The 18,035-nt window shown below is 71.3% G+C and carries 20 protein-coding genes; 10 read left to right on the top strand and 10 right to left on the bottom strand.

Annotated features, from left to right (window positions below; all coding sequences use genetic code 11):
- The first annotated feature begins 10 nt into the window (after positions 1-10).
- Positions 11-1,414, top strand: coding sequence for an MFS transporter (locus ACLJQF_RS16445; RefSeq protein ID WP_410609564.1), 1,404 nt, complete (start codon positions 11-13; stop codon positions 1,412-1,414).
- A gap of 95 nt (positions 1,415-1,509) precedes the next feature.
- Here the strand turns inward: ACLJQF_RS16445 and ACLJQF_RS16440 are convergent, their stop codons facing one another.
- Positions 1,510-2,052 carry an SRPBCC family protein gene (locus ACLJQF_RS16440; protein ID WP_410609562.1) on the bottom strand — a complete coding sequence of 181 codons (543 nt, stop codon included), beginning with the start codon at positions 2,050-2,052 and terminating at the stop codon, positions 1,510-1,512.
- Between the two features lie 235 nt (positions 2,053-2,287).
- On the opposite strand from ACLJQF_RS16440, the gene ACLJQF_RS16435 reads away from it, so the two are divergent.
- Together ACLJQF_RS16435 and ACLJQF_RS16430 are read left to right on the top strand one after the other, a co-directional pair.
- Positions 2,288-3,673: a S28 family serine protease gene (locus ACLJQF_RS16435; protein WP_410609561.1), complete on the top strand. Its 1,386-nt coding sequence runs from the start codon at positions 2,288-2,290 to the stop codon at positions 3,671-3,673.
- A gap of 59 nt (positions 3,674-3,732) precedes the next feature.
- Entirely contained in the window at positions 3,733-4,122 is a 390-nt protein-coding gene (locus ACLJQF_RS16430; protein ID WP_410609559.1) for a VOC family protein, read from the top strand.
- Positions 4,123-4,124: 2 nt separating this feature from the next.
- Here the strand turns inward: ACLJQF_RS16430 and ACLJQF_RS16425 are convergent, their stop codons facing one another.
- The 6 genes from ACLJQF_RS16425 to ACLJQF_RS16400 are packed head-to-tail and all read right to left on the bottom strand — an operon-like array spanning position 4,125 to position 9,487.
- Complete coding sequence (locus ACLJQF_RS16425; protein WP_410609557.1) at positions 4,125-4,472, bottom strand: MmcQ/YjbR family DNA-binding protein; 348 nt, start codon at positions 4,470-4,472, stop codon at positions 4,125-4,127.
- On the bottom strand, positions 4,469-4,867 hold the full coding sequence (locus tag ACLJQF_RS16420; RefSeq protein ID WP_410609556.1) for a type II toxin-antitoxin system VapC family toxin: 399 nt from the start codon (positions 4,865-4,867) through the stop codon (positions 4,469-4,471). The genes ACLJQF_RS16425 and ACLJQF_RS16420 overlap by 4 nt, the downstream gene beginning before the upstream one ends.
- Positions 4,864-5,139: a type II toxin-antitoxin system VapB family antitoxin gene (locus tag ACLJQF_RS16415; RefSeq protein ID WP_410609554.1), complete on the bottom strand. Its 276-nt coding sequence runs from the start codon at positions 5,137-5,139 to the stop codon at positions 4,864-4,866. Before ACLJQF_RS16415 ends, ACLJQF_RS16420 begins: the two co-directional genes overlap by 4 nt.
- A gap of 59 nt (positions 5,140-5,198) precedes the next feature.
- Positions 5,199-7,355, bottom strand: coding sequence for an excinuclease ABC subunit UvrB (uvrB, locus tag ACLJQF_RS16410; RefSeq protein WP_410609552.1), 2,157 nt, complete (start codon positions 7,353-7,355; stop codon positions 5,199-5,201).
- Between the two features lie 46 nt (positions 7,356-7,401).
- On the bottom strand, positions 7,402-8,022 hold the full coding sequence (locus tag ACLJQF_RS16405; protein ID WP_410609550.1) for a carboxymuconolactone decarboxylase family protein: 621 nt from the start codon (positions 8,020-8,022) through the stop codon (positions 7,402-7,404).
- Positions 8,023-8,032: 10 nt separating this feature from the next.
- Positions 8,033-9,487 (bottom strand): DUF5685 family protein, encoded by a 1,455-nt coding sequence (locus ACLJQF_RS16400; protein ID WP_410609549.1) that lies wholly within the window; start codon positions 9,485-9,487, stop codon positions 8,033-8,035.
- Positions 9,488-9,593: 106 nt separating this feature from the next.
- Between ACLJQF_RS16400 and ACLJQF_RS16395 the strand changes: the two genes are divergently transcribed.
- Both ACLJQF_RS16395 and ACLJQF_RS16390 read left to right on the top strand, forming a co-directional pair.
- A complete protein-coding gene (locus ACLJQF_RS16395) occupies positions 9,594-10,112 on the top strand; it encodes a DUF402 domain-containing protein (protein ID WP_410609547.1) in 519 nt (172 codons plus the stop codon).
- 135 nt (positions 10,113-10,247) lie between these two features.
- On the top strand, positions 10,248-10,433 hold the full coding sequence (locus ACLJQF_RS16390) for a hypothetical protein (RefSeq protein WP_410609545.1): 186 nt from the start codon (positions 10,248-10,250) through the stop codon (positions 10,431-10,433).
- Here ACLJQF_RS16390 and coaE read toward each other — a convergent pair.
- Entirely contained in the window at positions 10,430-11,614 is a 1,185-nt protein-coding gene (gene coaE, locus ACLJQF_RS16385; RefSeq protein ID WP_410609544.1) for a dephospho-CoA kinase, read from the bottom strand. The two genes, ACLJQF_RS16390 and coaE, sit on opposite strands and share 4 nt — an antisense overlap.
- Positions 11,615-11,826: 212 nt before the next feature.
- On the opposite strand from coaE, the gene ACLJQF_RS16380 reads away from it, so the two are divergent.
- Positions 11,827-12,066 (top strand): hypothetical protein, encoded by a 240-nt coding sequence (locus ACLJQF_RS16380; protein ID WP_410609542.1) that lies wholly within the window; start codon positions 11,827-11,829, stop codon positions 12,064-12,066.
- A gap of 122 nt (positions 12,067-12,188) precedes the next feature.
- Here ACLJQF_RS16380 and ACLJQF_RS16375 read toward each other — a convergent pair whose 3' ends face one another.
- Positions 12,189-12,635: an OsmC family protein gene (locus ACLJQF_RS16375; RefSeq protein ID WP_410609540.1), complete on the bottom strand. Its 447-nt coding sequence runs from the start codon at positions 12,633-12,635 to the stop codon at positions 12,189-12,191.
- A 178-nt stretch (positions 12,636-12,813) separates the two neighbouring features.
- Here ACLJQF_RS16375 and ACLJQF_RS16370 point away from each other — a divergent pair, with 178 nt between their 5' ends.
- Complete coding sequence (locus tag ACLJQF_RS16370; RefSeq protein WP_410609691.1) at positions 12,814-13,428, top strand: TetR/AcrR family transcriptional regulator; 615 nt, start codon at positions 12,814-12,816, stop codon at positions 13,426-13,428.
- A gap of 72 nt (positions 13,429-13,500) precedes the next feature.
- Here the strand turns inward: ACLJQF_RS16370 and rpsA are convergent, their stop codons facing one another.
- The gene (gene rpsA / locus ACLJQF_RS16365; RefSeq protein ID WP_410609539.1) at positions 13,501-15,000 is read right to left on the bottom strand and encodes a 30S ribosomal protein S1; all 1,500 of its coding nucleotides are present in this window, start codon (positions 14,998-15,000) and stop codon (positions 13,501-13,503) included.
- Between the two features lie 322 nt (positions 15,001-15,322).
- Here rpsA and ACLJQF_RS16360 point away from each other — a divergent pair, with 322 nt between their 5' ends.
- Genes ACLJQF_RS16360 through ACLJQF_RS16350 form a run of 3 tightly spaced genes read left to right on the top strand, consistent with a single transcriptional unit; the run spans position 15,323 to position 18,029 of the window.
- Positions 15,323-16,174, top strand: a complete 852-nt coding sequence (locus ACLJQF_RS16360; protein ID WP_410609689.1) for a class I SAM-dependent methyltransferase — start codon at positions 15,323-15,325, stop codon at positions 16,172-16,174.
- A complete protein-coding gene (locus tag ACLJQF_RS16355) occupies positions 16,171-17,088 on the top strand; it encodes a GNAT family N-acetyltransferase (protein WP_410609538.1) in 918 nt (305 codons plus the stop codon). Before ACLJQF_RS16360 ends, ACLJQF_RS16355 begins: the two co-directional genes overlap by 4 nt.
- 20 nt (positions 17,089-17,108) lie before the next feature.
- Positions 17,109-18,029, top strand: a complete 921-nt coding sequence (locus tag ACLJQF_RS16350; protein ID WP_410609537.1) for a GNAT family N-acetyltransferase — start codon at positions 17,109-17,111, stop codon at positions 18,027-18,029.
- The last annotated feature ends 6 nt before the right edge of the window (positions 18,030-18,035 follow it).

Raw genomic sequence — 18,035 nt, 5'->3', positions numbered from 1 at the left:
CACCGGGGGTGTGGTGGTGTCCCGTTCCGGCCGCGCGATCGTCGTGGTGCTCGCCTCGTGCGGGCTCGTCGCGTCGTTCATGCAGACGCTGGTCGTGCCGCTGATCCCGGTCTTCCCCCGGCTGTTGAACGTCCCGGCGGCCGACGCGTCCTGGGTGGTCACCGTGACGCTGCTGGCCGCGTCCGTCATCACGCCGGTCAGCGGGCGGCTCGGCGACCTCTACGGCAAACGGCGGATGATCCTCGTCAGCCTCGGGCTGCTCATCGTGGGCTCGGTCGTGTCCGCGACGACCAGCGCGCTCGCGTTCCAGATCCTCGGCCGGGGGTTGCAGGGCTGCGCGATGGGCGTGATCCCGCTCGGCATCAGCATCATGCGCGACGAACTCCCGCCCGAACGCGTCGGCGGCGCGATCTCGCTGATGAGCGCGACGCTCGGGGTGGGCGGCGCGATCGGGCTCCCGGTCGCGGCCGTCATCGCCGAGAACGCCGACTGGCACGTGCTCTTCTGGGCCGCCGCCGGGCTGGGGCTGGCCTGCGCGCTGCTGATCTTCACCGTCGTGCCCGAGTCGCCGCTGCGCACGCCGGCGCCGTTCGACTACTTCGGCGCGTTCGGGCTGGCCGCCGGGCTGCTCTGCCTGCTGCTGCCGGTGGTCAAGGGCGGCACCTGGGGCTGGACCAGCGCACGCACGCTCGGGCTGGCCGCGGCCGCCGTCGTCGTCCTGCTCGGCTGGGGGTTCTACCAGCTGCGCCGCCGCGATCCGCTGGTCGACCTGCGGGTGTCCGCGCGCCGCCCGGTGCTCTTCACCAACCTCGCGTCGATCATGGTCGGCTTCGCCCTGTACGCCATGGCGTTGTCGTTCCCGCAGCTGCTGCAGGCGCCGGCGTCGACCGGCTACGGGCTCGGCCAGACGATGGTCGAGTCCGGCCTCACCCTGGCCCCGAACGGCCTGGTGATGATGCTGCTCTCGCCGGTTTCCGCGCGGCTCATCGCCCGGTTCGGCCCGCGCCCGACGCTGATGAGCGGCGCGCTGGTGATCGCCGCCGGGTACGCGTTCGCGATCGTGCTCATGGACAACGCCCTCGAACTCATCACGGCGTCGGTGATCGTCGGGGCCGGTGTCGGCATCGCGTACGCGGCGATGCCCGCGCTGATCATGGGTTCGGTGCCGGTCACCGAAACCGCGTCGGCGAACGGCCTGAACTCCCTGATGCGCTCGGTCGGCACGGCGATCTCCAGCGCGGTGATGGCGGCGATGCTGGCCCAGCTGACGATCAGCGTCGGCGGGATGCCGGTGCCGTCGCTGTCCGGCTTCCGCGCGACGTTCGCGGTCGCCGCGTTCGTCGCGCTGGCCGGTGCACTGCTGGCGGCGCTGGTCCCGAAGACGCGGACCACGCCGGAGCTGGTCGCCGCCTAGTACTACAGGGACACTTGTGTGCGTGACCTGGGGAAACAAGGTCACCGTTTGCCGTGGCTGGTGGTCGTGAGTGGTAATTCGGGTTCTAACCCGAATTACCACTCACGACGAGCTGCGGCAGACCGGCAGGCCGGCGTCACGGCGGGCACGCCGCTCTCGGCGAGCGCCTTGATGCCCTCGACGGTCTTCTGCATGTTGGCCTGCAGCTCGCCGAGCCGCATCGCGACGATTTCGTCTTCGTGCTCGGGCATCGAGCCGATGATCGTCGTGAGGTTGGACGGGCCGGGGCCGATCCGGGCCCACTGGCGCAGGATCGTGCCGTCGCCGTCCGGGACGAGCTCGAAGTGCCACGACGCGGCCGGGTTGGTCACGTCCATCACGGCCCACGCGAACAGCCGCTCGGGCTCGTAGCCGGTGACGGTCGAGACCGTCTCCCACTCACCGGCGATCGGGTGGGAGTTGCGGCCGCGGAACCGAGCGCCGAGGCCGGGCTCGGCGCCCTCGACCCAGCGACCGCCCTGGAACTCGGTGGAGAACCGGGCCGGCAGGTCGACGTCCAGCAGCCACGACCAGACCTCGGCCGGTGCCGCGGCGATGCGGACCTCGACCTGAGTCGTCGGGCAGTCGGAAACCTTCATGGCGGACCCCTCGCTCGATGACGGCACCTACGGATTCGGACCGTAACGTGGGGTCGATCACACGGACAACTCGCACGATGCCCGCGGTTGCGCACGCCTGGAGACGCGGCGCCACCCGCCGAAAGTCGGATCCTGACCAAATCTGCGCCCGGACAGCCGATTGCCGACCACCGCCGGTTCTGTGAGGGTCCCACCGAGGGTTCGGTGCGGGGTTCGTGAGCCGGGAGGGTGCTCGATGCGCAGACTTTTCACCGTTGGTGCGGTCCTGCTGGCGTCGGCCGGCCTGGCGCCGGCGGCCGCTGCGGCGCCCGACATCACCGCGCAGCTGCAGCGGATCCCGGGGCTGACGATCGTTTCCGAGGACGCGGCACCGGCCGGGTTCCGGTTCTTCAAGCTCACCTACACCCAGCCCGCCGACCACCGGCACCCCGGCGCGGGCACGTTCCAGCAGCGGTTCACGTTGCTGCACCGCGACTTCGCCGCCCCGACGGTCGCCTTCACGAGCGGCTACAACGTCAGCGGCTCGCCGAACCGCTCGGAGCCGACCCAGATCGTCGACGGCAACCAGCTGTCGATGGAGTACCGCTACTTCACCCCGTCGCGGCCCGAGCCGGAGAACTGGGCGAAGCAGCTGACGATCTGGCAGGCGGCGGCGGACGAGCACCGCGCGGTGCAGGCGTTCAAGGCGATCTACCCGGGCAAGTGGCTGGCCACCGGCGGCAGCAAGGGCGGCATGACCGCGACGTACTTCCGGCGCTTCTTCCCCGACGACGTCGACGCGACGATCCCGTACGTCGCGCCCAACGACGTCATCGACCCGGTCGACGTCTACAACCGGTTCCTGTCCCGCGTGGGCAACGACCCGGCGTGCCGCGCCGCCCTGAAGGCGATCCAGCGCGACGCGCTGAAGCGGCGTGCCGAACTGGGCGCGATCGCCGCGGCGGACGCGGCGCAGCGCGGGCTGACGTTCTCGATCGTCGGGTCGGCCGACAAGTCCCTCGAGATCTCGGTGATCGACTCGTACTTCGCGTTCTGGCAGTACCAGAAGCAGGCCGACTGCGTGACAGTGCCCACGCCGGGCGCGCCCGCGGCGGACGTCTACGCCTGGTACGAGAAGGTGGAAAGCCTCAACACCTACTCCGACCAGGACCTGGCGCCGTACATCCCGTACTACTACCAGGCGGCGGTCCAGCTGGGCTCGCCCGAGGCGTACGACGGCTACCTCCGCGACCTGCTGCGCTATCCCGGCGCCGACCAGCCGAAGACGTTCGTGCCGGCGTCGATCCGCCTGCCGCGCTTCGACTACCCGGCGATGCCCGACATCGACTTCTGGGTGAAGTCCCGCGGCACCCGCCTGCTGTTCGTGTACGGGTCCAACGACCCGTGGGGCGCCGAGCCGTTCGAACTCGGCCGCGGAAGCCGCGATTCCTACCGGTACTACGTCCAGGGTGGCAACCACGGGTCGAAGATCGCCCAGCTGGCCCCGGCCGACGCCGCGGCGGCGACGGCGACGATCCGCCGCTGGGCCGGCCTGCCGCCGGTGTCGTCGCGGGCGGCGCGCTCGGCTCCGGCGGGCTTCCCGGACTTCGACGCGGACCTGACGCCCCGGTCGCGGCTGTGACTTTTCTCAGGCCGGGCGTACTCTCACCACACCCTGACGGCCCGGCCTGAGGAGCGCGCATGCCTCGTCCCGTCCACTTCGAGATCCACGCAGGTGACCCCGAACGCGCGGTGGAGTTCTACACGGCGGTGTTCGGCTGGAAGTTCGAGCGCTGGGGTGAGGTCCCGTATTGGGTGATCACCACGGGTGAAGGAGACGGAATCGACGGCGGCCTCCTCCCCCGCCAAGGTCCGGCACCCGAGGCATCGGCCCCGATCCACGGCTTCGTCAACACGATCGACGTGGCGGACCTGGACGAGGCGCTGAACGACGTCAACCGGGCGGGCGGAACGCTGGCCCTGCCGAAGAACCCGGTCCCGGGCGTGGGCTGGCTGGCGTACTGCAAGGACACCGAGGGCAACGTCTTCGGCATGCTGCAGCCGGACGAGAACGCCCCCGCCCCGGAGTGACTTCAGGGCCGCTTCGCCTTGGGCAACCGCCGGACCACCCGGTCGTAGGAAGCATCGACGAGTTCTTCGAGCTCGGCGTCCGGCACCCCGGCCGCGAGCTCGACCCGGTTCCAACCATAGCGGCCGAGGTAGTCCATGACGCTGACGGCGCCCGGGTAACGGACGCGAAGTTCGGCGGCCTCGTCTCGGGTGGCGCCGCACTTGACGGCAACACTGCCCGGCGGCTCCTGGCCGATGAAGGCGAAGCCTTTGCCACCGACCTTGGCGACGAGGACGTGGTCGCCGAAGGGGTAGGTCTCCTCGGCGCCCGGCTTGGCGAGGCAGTAGGCGACGACGGCTTCGAGATTCACGACTCGAGCTTCACCAGTTCGAGGTCGGTCTGCGGGAAGTCGTTCCCGATGCACAGCAACGGTTCCCGCGCGAGCTTGGCCGTGGCGTAGCTGTGGCAATCGCCCAGGTTGAGCTTCGCCGAGTGCCTGCCCTTCCCGAACCGCTGGAACGCCTCGATGGCGACTTCGGCATGGCGATCGTCGAACGGAAGAGTGACCACTCCCCACTCCTGCAGGAACCGTTCGAACAGGCTCCGGCCCCGCATCCCGAACTTGGACTGCAGGACGATCCCCGCCTCCGCCTTGGTCGGTGCGCCGATCTTGGGCTCCAGATCCGTGACCAGCGCCCGCTCCAGTGCCATGGTTTCCGGCTCGTGGTTGATCATCGCGATGATGGCTGACGAATCGATGATCACACGCCCTCCGGTCCGAAGCCGAGGATCTCTTCCTGCTCTTCTTTGGTGATCGGTACTCCCAGCTGGTCCGCCGGCAGCTGGGACCAGACCTCTTCCTCCAGGAAGCGATGCAGCCGTTCCAACCGTTCCTCGGGCGTTTCCCGGTCGGCGACCAGCTTTGCCCTCAGCTCGCGCAGTGCAGTGCGCACAGCACCCGTCTTGGTGTCGCCGGTCAGTTCGGCCACCTCGGCCGCCAGGCGCTCGGTTTCCGGATCCTTGATGTTCATCGCCATGGTGTAATGGTACCGACGATGGTGTAACACGTCCATTTTCTCTCCCCCCGGCCGGACCGCTATTTGATCCCGGCCGCGTCCATGCCCCTGAGCTCCTTCTTCAGGTCCGAGATCTCATCTCGCAGCCGAGCCGCCAGCTCGAACTGGAGATCCCGCGCCGCCTGCATCATCTGGTCGGTCATCTGCTGGATCAGGTCCGCCAGCTGGGCCCGCGGCATCGCCGAGACGTTCTTGTCGACCAGCATCCCCGAGCTGCGCACCCGGTCGCCCTGCTCGGGCTTCTTGCCGCGCGAGGAATTGCGGCCCGAGCCACCCACCGAGACCTGCTCCGTGTCCTCGGCCTCGCTGTACACCCGGTCGAGGATGTCCGCGATCTTCTTCCGCAGCGGTTGCGGGTCGACGCCGCGCTCCTCGTTGTAAGCCACCTGCTTCTCGCGGCGGCGATCCGTCTCGTCGATCGCGTGCCGCATCGAGTCGGTGATCTTGTCCGCGTACATGTGGACCTCGCCCGACACGTTTCGCGCCGCGCGGCCGATCGTCTGGATCAGCGATGTCCCGCTGCGGAGGAAGCCTTCCTTGTCCGCGTCGAGGATCGCCACCAGCGACACCTCCGGCAGGTCGAGACCTTCGCGCAGCAGGTTGATGCCGACCAGCACGTCGAAGTCGCCCGCCCGCAGCTGCCGCAGCAGCTCGACCCGGCGCAGCGTGTCGACCTCCGAGTGCAGGTACCGCACTCGGATGCCCAGCTCCAGGAGGTAGTCCGTGAGGTCCTCGGACATCTTCTTCGTCAGCGTGGTGACCAGGACGCGCTCGTCCTTGTCGGCCCGCTCGCGGATCTCGTGCACCAGGTCGTCGATCTGGCCCTCGGTCGGCTTCACGACCACCTTCGGGTCGACCAGGCCGGTCGGCCGGATGACCTGCTCGACGAACTCGCCGCCGGCCTGGCCCATCTCGTACGGCCCCGGTGTCGCCGACAGGTACACCGTCTGGCCGATCCGGTCGGAGAACTCCTCCCAGGTCAGCGGCCGGTTGTCGACCGCGCTCGGCAAGCGGAAGCCGTACTCGACCAGGTTCCGCTTCCGGGACATGTCGCCTTCGTACATGCCGCCGATCTGCGGCACGGTCTGGTGCGACTCGTCGATCACCAGCAGGAAGTCGTCCGGGAAGTAGTCGATCAGCGTGGCCGGCGCCGTGCCCGCCCCGCGGCCGTCGATGTGGCGCGAGTAGTTCTCGATGCCGGAGCAGAACCCGACCTGGCGCATCATCTCGATGTCGTAGGCCGTGCGCATCCGCAGCCGCTGCGCCTCCAGCAGCTTGCCCTGGCGCTCGAGCTCGGCCAGCCTGTCTTCGAGCTCCTTCTCGATGCCCTGGATCGCCTTTTCCATCCGCTCCGGGCCGGCGACGTAGTGCGTCGCCGGGAAGATCCGGACCTCGTCGACCTCCTTGACGATGTCCCCGGTCAGCGGGTGCAGGTAGTACAGCTTCTCGACCTCGTCGCCGAAGAACTCGACGCGGATCGCGAGCTCCTCGTACGCCGGGATGATCTCGACCGTGTCACCCCGCGCGCGGAACGTGCCGCGCGCGAAAGCGATGTCGTTGCGCGTGTACTGGACGTCGACCAGCGCGCGAAGGAACACGTCCCGATCGAGCTGCATGCCGACGGCGAGCTTCGAGGACCGGTCCAGGTACGACTGCGGCGTGCCCAGGCCGTAGATGCAGGAGACACTGGCGACCACGATGACGTCCCGGCGTGACAGCAGGTTCATCGTCGCCGAGTGCCGCAGCCGCTCGACGTCGTCGTTGATCGACGAGTCCTTCTCGATGTAGGTGTCCGTCTGCGCGATGTACGCCTCGGGCTGGTAGTAGTCGTAGTAGCTGACGAAGTACTCGACCGCGTTGTTCGGGAAGAGCTCGCGCAGCTCGTTCGCCAGCTGCGCGGCCAGGGTCTTGTTGGGCGCCATCACCAGCGTCGGCCGCTGGACGCGCTCGATCAGCCACGCCGTCGTCGCCGACTTGCCGGTGCCGGTGGCGCCGAGGAGCACGATGTCCTTCTCGCCCGCCTTGACCCGGCGTTCGAGCTCGTCGATGGCCGCCGGCTGGTCACCGGCGGGCTGGTAGTCACTGACCACCTCGAACCGGCCGCCGGTCCGCGGGATCTCCGAGACGGGCCGGAAGTCGGACTGGGCGAGTACGGGGTGTTCGGTTGCGAAAGCCACGTGGACTAGAGTAGGCCGGGGCACCGACAATTTCCGTCGGGCCTGGTCAGCGGGCCCGGAACACCGTGATCGACGTGACGCCGCCGTCCCCGCCGCCGTCGACGGCGCAGTGCAGGACGGCGCCGGGGACGGGGTCGTCCCCGAAGCACGAGACCAGCACCCGGTCGGGACCGGTCGCCTGGACCTCGGTGCGCGGGAACTCCGTCAGCACCTCGGCGACCTCGCCTTCCGCCGCCGCGAGGTGCCCGAGGACGACTTCGCGCGGGGAAGGCGGCGGCGGGATCGGCAGGCCGTGGCCTTCGAAGAGACGGTTCAGCTGGTCGGCGGCGGAAACCGCGCGCGGAAAGCCCGCGAAGGCCGCGGTCTGGACGACCACTTCGCAGACCTCGGCCGGCGACAGCCCGGCGGCCAGGCCGGTGCGGAGGTGGACGCTCAGCGGCGGCCCGACCATCCCGGCGGCGACGATCGCGGCGAGCGTGGTGGCTTCGCGGGTGCGGGCATCGAGGGCCGGGCGTTCGTGCAGGTGGCCGTAGACCGTGCCGACGGCCAGCTCGCCGAGCGCCGGGACGGTGGCGAAGAGCGCGTCGAGGCGATCCTTTCCGCCTTCGACGAGCCCGGCGAAGTTCTCGCGGCCGCGGTCGTGGAGGTGGGCCATCGGGTCGGTCATGGTGTGCTCCTCAGCAGCCGCAGTCACAGCAGGAACAGCAGTCACAGCAGTCGCAATCGCAGCCCCAGGCCTCGATCGGTTTGCCGCTGAAGGGCCCAGGATAGGGATCGCGGCAGCAGAACTGGCAGGTGCAGCACATGTAGGGGATGAGGGCGCAGCCGAGGAAGGCGTTGCGCTTCTTCGGCGGGACGGCGAATTTCGGGTACCAGAGGCCGCCGCCCTTGCCGTCGTAGAACTCGGGCTTGCGGCGCTTGCCGGGGTCCTTGGGGTCCTTGGGGCCGCCTGGCCCACCGGGATCATCTGGGCCGCCGGGACCACCCGGCCCACCGGGTCCGCCTGGGCCACCGGGTCCACGGCCGCCCGGACCGCCGGGGCCACGCCCGCCGGGGCCACGCCCGCCGGGCGCACCCGGCGGCGGGACCGGACCCGGTGGCGGCGAGCCCCAGCCGGACGGGACCTGATGCGGGTGCTGCTGAGGCGCCGGCCCGATCCAGCCCGGGGGCTGCTGGTGGGGATGCTGCTGCGGAGTGGGCCCCGGCCCGATCCACCCGGGCGGCGGCTGCTGACCGGCCCGGCCGCCCGGCCGCGAGCTGTGCTCGTGGCCGTGGGAGTAACCGTGGCCGAAGGCCCGCCGCACCGCTTGGCGCAGCTCGTGCACCAGCAACGCGTGCACCAGCGCCGGCTCGGCGAACTCCGCCTCGCGCAACGCCAGCTCCACCCCCAACGCCGCGTCGTCGCACAGCCGCCGGGCTTCCTCCGGGCTCGTTCCGGTGGCCCGCAACGGGTTCCACCCGCCCGCTGCCTCGTCGGCCGCATAGTCCTCGACCGCGTCCAGCAGGTGCGCCACCCGTCCGAACAACCGGCCCGCCTCCGCCAGCGGCGCCGCGTTGCCCGGCTTGCCCGCCAGCTCCGCGGTCCGCGCGAACGCCGCCGCCGTGGCTCTCTCGGCCGGTTCCGTCGCCAGCAGCGGCGAGTCGCCCGGCCGGATCGCCGACTCCAGCGAGCTCTGTCCCTCGACCGCCTCCGTCAGCACCGTCGTGTCGAAGCCGACCCGGCCACCCGTGCGGCTGCCCTGGGCGGTCCAGCGGGCCGCGACCCGGCGGGCGGCCGCCGCTACCGGGCGCCTGCCGAACGCGCCGTCGCCGTCCTCGACGTGGTCGCCGACCTTGGCCGCCGCCAGCACCAGGGACACCGCCGCCGCCAGCTGGGCGCCCTCGCCGCGGGCCACCGAGGCCGTCCGCATCCCCCGCAGCGGGCACGGCCCTGCTTCGCGCCGGCCGTCCGCGCGCGGCGTCTGGGCCTCGACCAGCACCGAGATGATCAGCCCGTCGTAGTTGGTGACCACCCGGGCGAACTGGCCGTGTTCGTCACGCAGCGTCAGACAGAGGCCGCACAGGTGGGCCAGCCAGTCCGCGTGCAGGCCTTCGGCCAGGCGATGGCGGCACGGCCTGATGATCCCGAACATCCCCGGTTCCCCCTCGATTCCCCCACTTCTCGGCGCACTTTAGCCCGAACGCGTGATGCCCGCGGCCCGAGTACGCGTTTCGTGACCGGCCCGGCAGGATGACCGCATGGCCGCACTGCACCCCCCGAAGGTCGAGGTCTTCGACCCCGCCGCGCGCGCGAACATCGACCCGAAGGGCATCCTGCGGGAGGTCGAGGAGTTCCGCGAAGAACCGTTCGGCCTGTACCTCGCCCGCCCGACCCCGGGCCGCGCCCAGTTCCACTACCTCGAGTCGTGGCTGGTGCCCGGGCTGGGCCTGCGCTTCACCGACTTCTGGTTCTCCCCCGGCCACGAGCGCGACCAGGACTTCTACCTCGACGTCGTCCGCGTCCACCGGGACGGCCCGCGCTGGGTCGCCACCGACCTCTACGTCGACATCGTCCTCAAGGACAAGCTTTCCCTCCGGGTGATCGACACCGACGAGCTCCTGGAGGCCCTCGAAGCGGGCCTGCTCACCGCCGAAGACGCCGAGTACGCGCTGAAGACCACCTACGCCGCCGTCGAGGGGCTGGCCGCGCACGGCTACGACCTCGCCGCCTGGCTGGCCACCCTCGACATCGCGCTGACCTGGCGGCGTCACCCCTGACCCCGGCGGCGCCGGACCCGCACGTAGGGTGCGGGCGCGCTCGACCGGTACGGGCCCGACCACGGCCTGCCCGCAGCTTCCAGCGCCAGCCGGGGCTTCTGGTACTTCGGCCGTCCGGCCGAAGACACCCGCAACGTGCTCTTCGTCGGCTACGACCCGTCGAAGATCGCGAAGCACTTCGGCGCCGCGAGGATCGCCGGCCAGGTCGGGAACCGGCTCGGGATCCGCAACGCGAGCGACACCATGCCCGTCTGGCTGCTCACCGGCCGGACCGGGAGCTGGGCCGAGATCTGGCCGCAGCTCAAGGAAATGCGCGCTTAGGGCGTCCAGCGGGTGGCGGCCGCCCACTTCTCCGCGCGGGCGAACACGCCGTTGACCCACTCCTGCTTCTCGTCGGCGTAGGCCTCGACCGTGCCGTCGGCGGCGTGCGCCTCGGCCAGCCGGAGCTTGACGTCGCGGTAGTCGTCGCGCTCGTCCGGGTTCGCGCGCAGGAAGTCGCGGAAGAGCAGCGCGAGCCGCCACGCCGGCGTCTCCAGCGAGCGGACGTGCAGGTTCACCGGCCGCTTCGGGTCGGCGCCGATGTGCAGGCGCTTGGGCCACGTCCCGGCGCCGTCCTGGGCGTCGTCGCACCAGTCGCCGTCGAGCCGGGGGAAGCCGGCGTCGGCCAGCAGCCCGCCCAGCGTGTCCGCGTCGTCCAAAGTGGACACCGTGAGCTGCAGGTCGAGGACGTCCTTGGCGGGCAGGCCGGGCACGGCCGTCGACCCGATGTGGTCGGCGCGGCGGGCCAGCTGCCCCGCCGCGGCGCGGACCCGGGCCAGGACCCGCTCGGCCTGGGCCGGCCAGGTGAGGTCGTATTCCGCTATCTTCGGCGACATCGGGGGCCGCGGCCGGCGCAGCCGGACGTTGGCCTCGAACGGCACCAGCCGGTCCGCCCACAGCGCGTCGACCTCGGCGAGCACGGTGTCTTCGGCGCCGCCGTTGTCCAGCCAGACGTCCGCGACGGCGCGGCGCTGCTCGGTGCTCGCCTGCGCCCGGATCCGCGCCCGCGCGTCCTCTTCGGCCATCCCGCGCGCCGACACCAGCCGCCGCACCCGCACCTCGACCGGCGCGTCGACGACCACGACCAGGTGATAGGCCGTCGCGAGACCGTTCTCGACCAGCAGCGGGATGTCGTGGACGATGATCGCGTCCGGCTTCGCGGCCGCCATCAGTTCCCCGGTGCGGGCGCCGATCAGGGGGTGCACGATCGCGTTCAGCCGGTGCCGCGACTCGTCGTCGGCGAACGCCTTCGCGGCGAGCACCGGCCGGTCGAGCGAGCCGTCCGCGGCCAGGATGCCGGCACCGAACTCCGCCACCAGCCGGGCGAGCCCTTCGGTGCCCGGCTCGACCACCTCGCGGGCGATCCGGTCGGAGTCGACCAGCACCGCCCCGTGTTCGGCGAGCCGGTTCGCCACGGTCGACTTCCCGGCCCCGATCCCACCCGTCAACCCCACACGCACCATGCCGATCACCCTAGTCACGGGGCGGACCCACCCTCGGCGGACTCGTCCGGTCGGATCTGCGCCATTTGTGTGACAGGTGGGAAAATGTCGTGACACTCAGCCGAGCGTGACGCGTGACTCAACCGATATCCGGACACGCCGTGTTGCTTGGCCACCGCGAACCGCCGCAGTGCGTACGGTGCGCGCGACAGCGTCGTCCACGCGGAGGAACGATGGCGGACAGCAAGCACGCCGGGAGGCACCGGCTCGGCACGCCGGGGCTGGTGCACTGTGTGGTCCATCGCTCGGTGGGCGAGGCACTGGCGGACTACCGGCGGGCCTGGCTGAGCATGCTGCTGGTCCCGGCCAAGCACAGCTTCGCCGGCCTCCGCCGCAGGGCCCGCGCGGCCGCCCTCGAGCGCATCTGGGTGCCGTCGGTCGGCCGGGCCACGGTGACCATGCGCGCCGCCTGAGCTGTGACAACCGAGGCTTCGCCTCGGGCCGGGGGCTTCGCCACCCGGACCCCCGAAAAGCAGTCAGTGACAACCGAGGCTTCGCCTCGGGCCGGGGGCCTCACCACCCGGAAAGCCGGAAGTCAGCGACCGGTTTCGCGCGTCTCGATCGCGATTTCCGACGACAGCGTGCGGTGCACCGGGCACTTGTCGGCGATCAGCATGAGCTTGGCGCGCTGCTCGTCGTCGAGGTCGCCTTCGAGCTCGATCTCGCGGGTGATCCGGCTGAGCAGGCCGCGCTCGGTTTCGCACCGCGCGCAGTCCTCGGCGTGGATGCGGTCGTGCCGCAGCCGGACGGTCGCCCGGGTCAGCGGGATGCCCTTGCGGTCGGCGTACATCCGCAGCGTGATCGCCGTGCACGAGCCCAGCGACGCGAGCAGCAGCTCGTACGGGTTCGGGCCGGCGTCGGCACCTCCGACCGCGACCGGTTCGTCGACGAGCAGCGTGTGGCTCGCCGTGGCGACCTGCTGGGTGTAGGTGCCGTCGCCACTCGCGGTGACGACGACGGTGCCGGGCTCGGGGTGGTCCATCCGCCTGAAGTCCTCTCGGGTGGGCGCCCACGGGGCGGGACGCCGCTGATCCGGACATCCGGCGCATTCCCAAGACGCGGCGGATATCGTATCTTCTGCTGCGAGTGGGTCACCCGGACGCCGCCCTGCGCCCGGCTGCCGCAAAGGGGGTGCGCCCGTGGCTACCAGGCATCTGCCGATGCGCCCGGCCGATCAGGGCGGCCGTGAGCGCTACCTCGACGCCGCGCTGTCGGTGCTCGTGGACCGCGGGGTCCCCGGCCTGACCGTCCGCGGCGTGGCCGAAGCGGCCGGCGCGTCGACGCTCTCGGTCTACGCCCGCTTCGGCGGCCGCGAGGGCCTGCTCGACGCCCTGTACGAGCGCACCTTCGACTCGCTGCGGGACCTGCTGGAGGGGCTGCCGCCGTCGAGCCAGGACGGCGTCGCGGACCTGCTGCACCTCGCGTTGGAGTACCGGCGCTTCGCCCGCGAGAGCCCGACCCGCTACGCGCTGATGTTCGAGCGTCCGGTGCCCCGGTTCGACCCGGACCCGGCGCTGCGGTCGGCGGTGCTGCGGACGACGTTCACCCTGTTCATCGCCCGGGTGCAGCGGGTCTGCCCGCCGGGGACGGACGCCCGGTCGGTGGCGTACCGGCTGTGGACGGCCATGCACGGCCTGGTGGGCGCGGAACTGATGATGGCGTCGCGGCGGCCGTTGCCGGACTGGTTCATCCCGCCCACCGAAGAGGCGAACGAAGAGATGTACCGCGACGGCGTCACCGCCATGATGTCCGGCCTCGGCCTGCGCAACCACTGACCCCGGACAACGAAGAACCCCCGGCCCACTCGGGACCGGGGGTTCTTCGCGTTCAGCTCAGAGAGCTAGTGCTCACGCACCGCCGGAGAGCTTCTCGCGGAGCGCCGCGAGCTGCTCGTCGGAGGCGAGGGTGCCACCGCTGCTCTTCGAGTCGGCCGGGGCCGAGCCCGAGGTGTAGCTTTCCGCGCCACCCTCGATGCCGGTCGCCGCGTCGGCAGCCGCTTCCGCGTCCGCCTCGACAGCCTTCACGACCTGCTTCATGTGGGCCTCGTAACGAGTGTGCGCCTCGGCGTACTGGCGCTCCCACTCCTCACGCTGCTTGTCGAAGCCTTCCTGCCACTCCTGGGTGTCCGGGTCGAAGCCTTCGGGGTAGATGTAGTTGCCCTCGGGGTCGTACTCGGCGGCCATGCCGTACTGGGTCGGGTCGAACTCGGTGTCCGGCGTGACACCCTCGTTCGCCTGCTTCAGCGACAGCGAGATGCGACGGCGCTCGAGGTCGATGTCGATGACCTTGACCATGACGTCGCCGTTGACCTGGACGACCTGCTCCGGGATCTCGACGTGGCGCTCGGCCAGCTCCGAGATGTGGACCAGACCCTCGATGCCCTCTTCGACGCGCACGAACGCACCGAACGGAACCAGCTTGGTGACCTTGCCCGGCACGATCTGGCCGATCGCGTGGGTGCGGGCGAACTGGCGCCACGGGTCTTCCTGGGTCGCCTTCAGCGACAGCGAGACGCGCTCGCGGTCCATGTCGACGTCCAGAACCTCGACCGTGACCTCCTGGCCGACCTCGACGACCTCGGACGGGTGGTCGATGTGCTTCCAGGACAGCTCGGAGACGTGCACCAGGCCGTCGACGCCACCCAGGTCCACGAAGGCACCGAAGTTGACGATGGACGACACGACGCCCTTGCGGACCTGGCCCTTGGCGAGCGCGTTGAGGAACTCGCTGCGCACCTCGGACTGGGTCTGCTCGAGGTAGGCGCGGCGGGACAGGACCACGTTGTTGCGGTTCTTGTCCAGCTCGATGATCTTCGCCTCGAGCTCGCGGCCGACGTACGGCTGCAGGTCGCGGACGCGGCGCATCTCGACCAGGGACGCGGGGAGGAAGCCGCGCAGGCCGATGTCCAGGATGAGGCCGCCCTTGACGACCTCGATGACGGTGCCCTTGACGGGCTCGTCCTTCTCCTTGAGCTCCTCGATCGTGCCCCAGGCGCGCTCGTACTGCGCGCGCTTCTTGGACAGGATCAGACGGCCCTCCTTGTCCTCCTTCTGGAGGACAAGGGCTTCGACCTCATCGCCGACGGTGACAACCTCAGCCGGGTCGACATCGTGCTTGATGGAGAGCTCACGCGAGGGGATGACACCCTCGGTCTTGTAGCCGATGTCGAGCAGGACCTCGTCGCGGTCGACCTTGACGATCGTGCCTTCGACGATGTCGCCATCGTTGAAGTATTTGATCGTCTTGTCGATAGCCGCGAGGAAGTCTTCCTCCGACCCGATGTCGTTGATGGCGACCTGCGGGGCCGCGTTCGGGGCGGTCGGGGCGATGGCGGTGTCGGTGGTCATTAGGCGGGTTGCTCCGGTGGATGGGATCGAGGGTTGGCAGTTGTCGGCGCGATGAGCTGCTACGGCATGCGACGACCCCACGAGCAACGTCCACCAGTGAACGACCGCGGCATGACCCGCAAACGGTACGCGACCCCGAGTCCCAACCAGAAGTTGAGCGGAAGGCAGCGCGAACCCACTGCGCTAACACTTATCCTACGCGGCAGTCGCTAGGCGGCACAATCAGGGTCCCCCGCGATCGCTAAGGTCCTCGCGAAGGCAAATCGCACGCTGGAGGACGCGGGTGACGCAGGCGCCGGCGGCCGGGACCGGAGACACCATCATGCCACCGAACGAGCCCGCCGCGCCCGGGCGCCACGACTCGGCGGAGCACCACCTGGGCACCACGGCGGTCGCCTACCGCGCGGTCGGCGGGCCCGAAGCTGCAGCGGCCAACCTCGCCTGGTGGGACGCCGACGCCGACGACTACCAGGCCGAACACGGCGGGTTCCTCGGCGACGCCGACTTCGTCTGGTGCCCGGAGGGTGTCCGGGAGGCCGAGGCGCGGCTGCTCGGCGACGTCCGGGGCAAGCGCGTGCTGGAGGTCGGCTGCGGGCAGGCCGCCTGCGCGCGCTGGCTGGCCGCGGAAGGCGCCCACGCCGTGGCGACCGACCTCTCCGCCGGCATGCTGCGCCACGCCCGCGACGGCAACGCGCGCACCGGCCTGGCCGTTCCGCTCGTGCAGGCCAACGCCGAGCACCTGCCGCTGGCGCCGGGCAGCTTCGATGCGGCCTGCTCGGCCTTCGGCGCGATCCCGTTCGTGGCGTCGGTGGACGCGGTCTTCGCCGAGGTGCACCGGGTGCTGCGGCCGGGCGCGCCGTGGGTGTTCTCGGTGACCCACCCGATGCGGTGGATCTTCCCCGACGACCCGGGCCCGCAGGGGCTCACCGTCACCCAGCCGTACTTCGACCGCACGCCCTACGTCGAGGTCGACGACGAGGGCACCGCCACCTACGTCGAGTACCACCACACCCTCGGCGACTACGTGCGCGCGCTCGCCGGGGCCGGGTTCACCCTGACCGACCTGGTCGAGCCCGAGTGGCCGGCGGGGCACACGCGGGTGTGGGGCCAGTGGAGCCCGCTGCGCGGCAAGCTCTTCCCGGGTACCGCGATCTTCCGCACGCACCGCACGTGAGCACCCTCGAAGCACAGCAGAACGCGCGGTTCGCCGCGCTCGACCCGCTGCTCCCGCCGATCGCGGCCCCGCCGGCGCCGTCGAACGAGCCGCTGATGGTGACGGTCGGTGGGCGCAAGGCCGGCGGCCTGCTGACGCACGTCGTGCACGCGCCGGGGTCCTGGCCGTCGCTCTGGGGCCCGTCGGACATGCGGGACCTGACCGCGGTGCCGGGCGACAGCGGCGCGGCGGGTCTCGCGGCGCTGCTGGGCGCGTGGCGCGACCGGCTGCGCGGGATGCCGGCCGGCCCGGACTCGGGCTGCTCGCTGACCTGGCCGAGCCGCGACGCCGAAGCGTCCGCGGTGCTCCTGGCGCACGGGTTCGCGCCGATGACGTGCCTGGCGGTGCGGCCACCCGATCCGCCCGGCGGGTCCGGGGCGGCGCCGGTCGCCGTCCGCCGCGCCGGGGACGGCGACGTCGACGCGCTGACCGGGCTGCGGCTGGCCGAATGGCGGTACACCTCACTCGTCGGCACCGCGGTGCCGCGGCCGGGGGCGCGGGCGCTGCTGCGCGCCGAAGTCGTCCGCTCGCTGCGGTTCAGCGGGCTGGTCTGGCTCGCGGAGGAGGACGGCGGCGTCCCGGCCGGCCTGGCCTCCTGCGCGCTGGCCTCGGCCGCGCCGGGCAACTCCGTCCACGGCCGGCTGCTCCCGGGCCGCTGGGGGTACGTCGACACGCTGTCGGTCGCGCCCGCGGCCCGCGGCGGCGGGATCGGCCGGGCACTGATGGCGGTGGCGCACCGGGAGCTGCTGGTGCACGACGTGCGCGGGACGTTCCTGTTCTACCACCCGGCGAACCCGCTTTCGCCGGTGTTCTGGCACCGGCAGGGCTATCGTCCACTGTGGACCATGTGGCTCCGTCGCCCCGCCTGGTCCTGATCGCACACCCGAGGGGAACCATGGACATCGCCGAGCCGCTGCTCGCGGCGCACCGGGCACGCTTCGCCGCCCTCGACGCGCTGCTGCCGCCCGCCGCGCCGCCGGCCGACGGCGACCGGCTGCACGCCGCGACCTCGGACGGCACCCAGGTCATCGGGGTGCTGCAGCGGCAGCGGCTGGCGCCCGGCGACGTCCCGATGCTGTGGTCGGCCGCCGACACCTGGCAGCTCTTCCCGTACTTCGGCGACACCGGCACCGAAGGCGTGGACGTCCTCCTGCGCGCGCTGAAGGGCCGGCTGGAGGCGGAAGAGACGGGCGACGACTCGGCGTGCACGGTCGTCTGGCCCAGCCGCGACGCCGAAGCGATCCGCGCCTTCCTCGACCACGGTCTCGTCCCGCTCTCGGCACTCGGCGTGCGCACCGCGCCCCCGCCGGAGGCCTCGCCGGGAGTGCTGGTTCGGCGCGCCGGCCCGGACGACTACGACACCGCGCTGAGGCTGGCCGAGGCGACGTTCGACTACACCGGGCTCGTCGCGGCCACCCGCCGGGCCAACACCGCCGGCCTGCTGGGACCCGCCCTGCGGGAGGCCCTCGCCGAAGACGAGCCGGTCGTCTGGCTGGCCGAAGAAGACGGGGAAACCCGCGCGCTCGCGCACTGCGCGTGGGTGGACGCGGTGCCGGGCAGCGAGGCGGCCGAACTGCTCCCGCCCGGACGCTGGGGTTATGTGAACAACGTCGTCACCCTGCCGGATGAGCGCGGCGGCGGCGTCGGCCGGGCGCTGATGGCCCACGTGCACCGCGAGCTGCACCGCGGTGGCGCGACCCGCACGTACCTGTACTACAACCCGACCAACCCGCTGTCTTCGGTGTTCTGGCACCGGCAGGGCTATCGTCCACTGTGGACGACCTGGGAGGTGCGCCCGGCGGCGGCGCTGCGGTAAGTCACC

This window comes from Amycolatopsis sp. lyj-109, from assembly GCF_046548995.1.
In the GTDB taxonomy this organism is placed as follows: domain Bacteria; phylum Actinomycetota; class Actinomycetes; order Mycobacteriales; family Pseudonocardiaceae; genus Amycolatopsis.
Note: the sequence above shows the minus strand (reverse complement) of the source record. Positions and strands in the feature narration are given on the sequence as shown.

What these genes read in the sequence shown, in the direction of transcription:
- ACLJQF_RS16440 (WP_410609562.1), bottom strand. Translation starts at nt 2,052, where the DNA reads ATGAAGGTTTCCGACTGCCCGACGACTCAGGTCGAGGTCCGCATCGCC.
- ACLJQF_RS16435 (WP_410609561.1), top strand. Translation starts at nt 2,288, where the DNA reads ATGCGCAGACTTTTCACCGTTGGTGCGGTCCTGCTGGCGTCGGCCGGC.
- ACLJQF_RS16430 (WP_410609559.1), top strand. Translation starts at nt 3,733, where the DNA reads ATGCCTCGTCCCGTCCACTTCGAGATCCACGCAGGTGACCCCGAACGC.
- ACLJQF_RS16415 (WP_410609554.1), bottom strand. Translation starts at nt 5,139, where the DNA reads ATGGCGATGAACATCAAGGATCCGGAAACCGAGCGCCTGGCGGCCGAG.
- ACLJQF_RS16405 (WP_410609550.1), bottom strand. Translation starts at nt 8,022, where the DNA reads ATGACCGACCCGATGGCCCACCTCCACGACCGCGGCCGCGAGAACTTC.
- ACLJQF_RS16400 (WP_410609549.1), bottom strand. Translation starts at nt 9,487, where the DNA reads ATGTTCGGGATCATCAGGCCGTGCCGCCATCGCCTGGCCGAAGGCCTG.
- ACLJQF_RS16395 (WP_410609547.1), top strand. Translation starts at nt 9,594, where the DNA reads ATGGCCGCACTGCACCCCCCGAAGGTCGAGGTCTTCGACCCCGCCGCG.
- coaE (WP_410609544.1), bottom strand. Translation starts at nt 11,614, where the DNA reads ATGGTGCGTGTGGGGTTGACGGGTGGGATCGGGGCCGGGAAGTCGACC.
- ACLJQF_RS16380 (WP_410609542.1), top strand. Translation starts at nt 11,827, where the DNA reads ATGGCGGACAGCAAGCACGCCGGGAGGCACCGGCTCGGCACGCCGGGG.
- ACLJQF_RS16375 (WP_410609540.1), bottom strand. Translation starts at nt 12,635, where the DNA reads ATGGACCACCCCGAGCCCGGCACCGTCGTCGTCACCGCGAGTGGCGAC.
- ACLJQF_RS16370 (WP_410609691.1), top strand. Translation starts at nt 12,814, where the DNA reads ATGCGCCCGGCCGATCAGGGCGGCCGTGAGCGCTACCTCGACGCCGCG.
- rpsA (WP_410609539.1), bottom strand. Translation starts at nt 15,000, where the DNA reads ATGACCACCGACACCGCCATCGCCCCGACCGCCCCGAACGCGGCCCCG.
- ACLJQF_RS16360 (WP_410609689.1), top strand. Translation starts at nt 15,323, where the DNA reads ATGCCACCGAACGAGCCCGCCGCGCCCGGGCGCCACGACTCGGCGGAG.
- ACLJQF_RS16350 (WP_410609537.1), top strand. Translation starts at nt 17,109, where the DNA reads ATGGACATCGCCGAGCCGCTGCTCGCGGCGCACCGGGCACGCTTCGCC.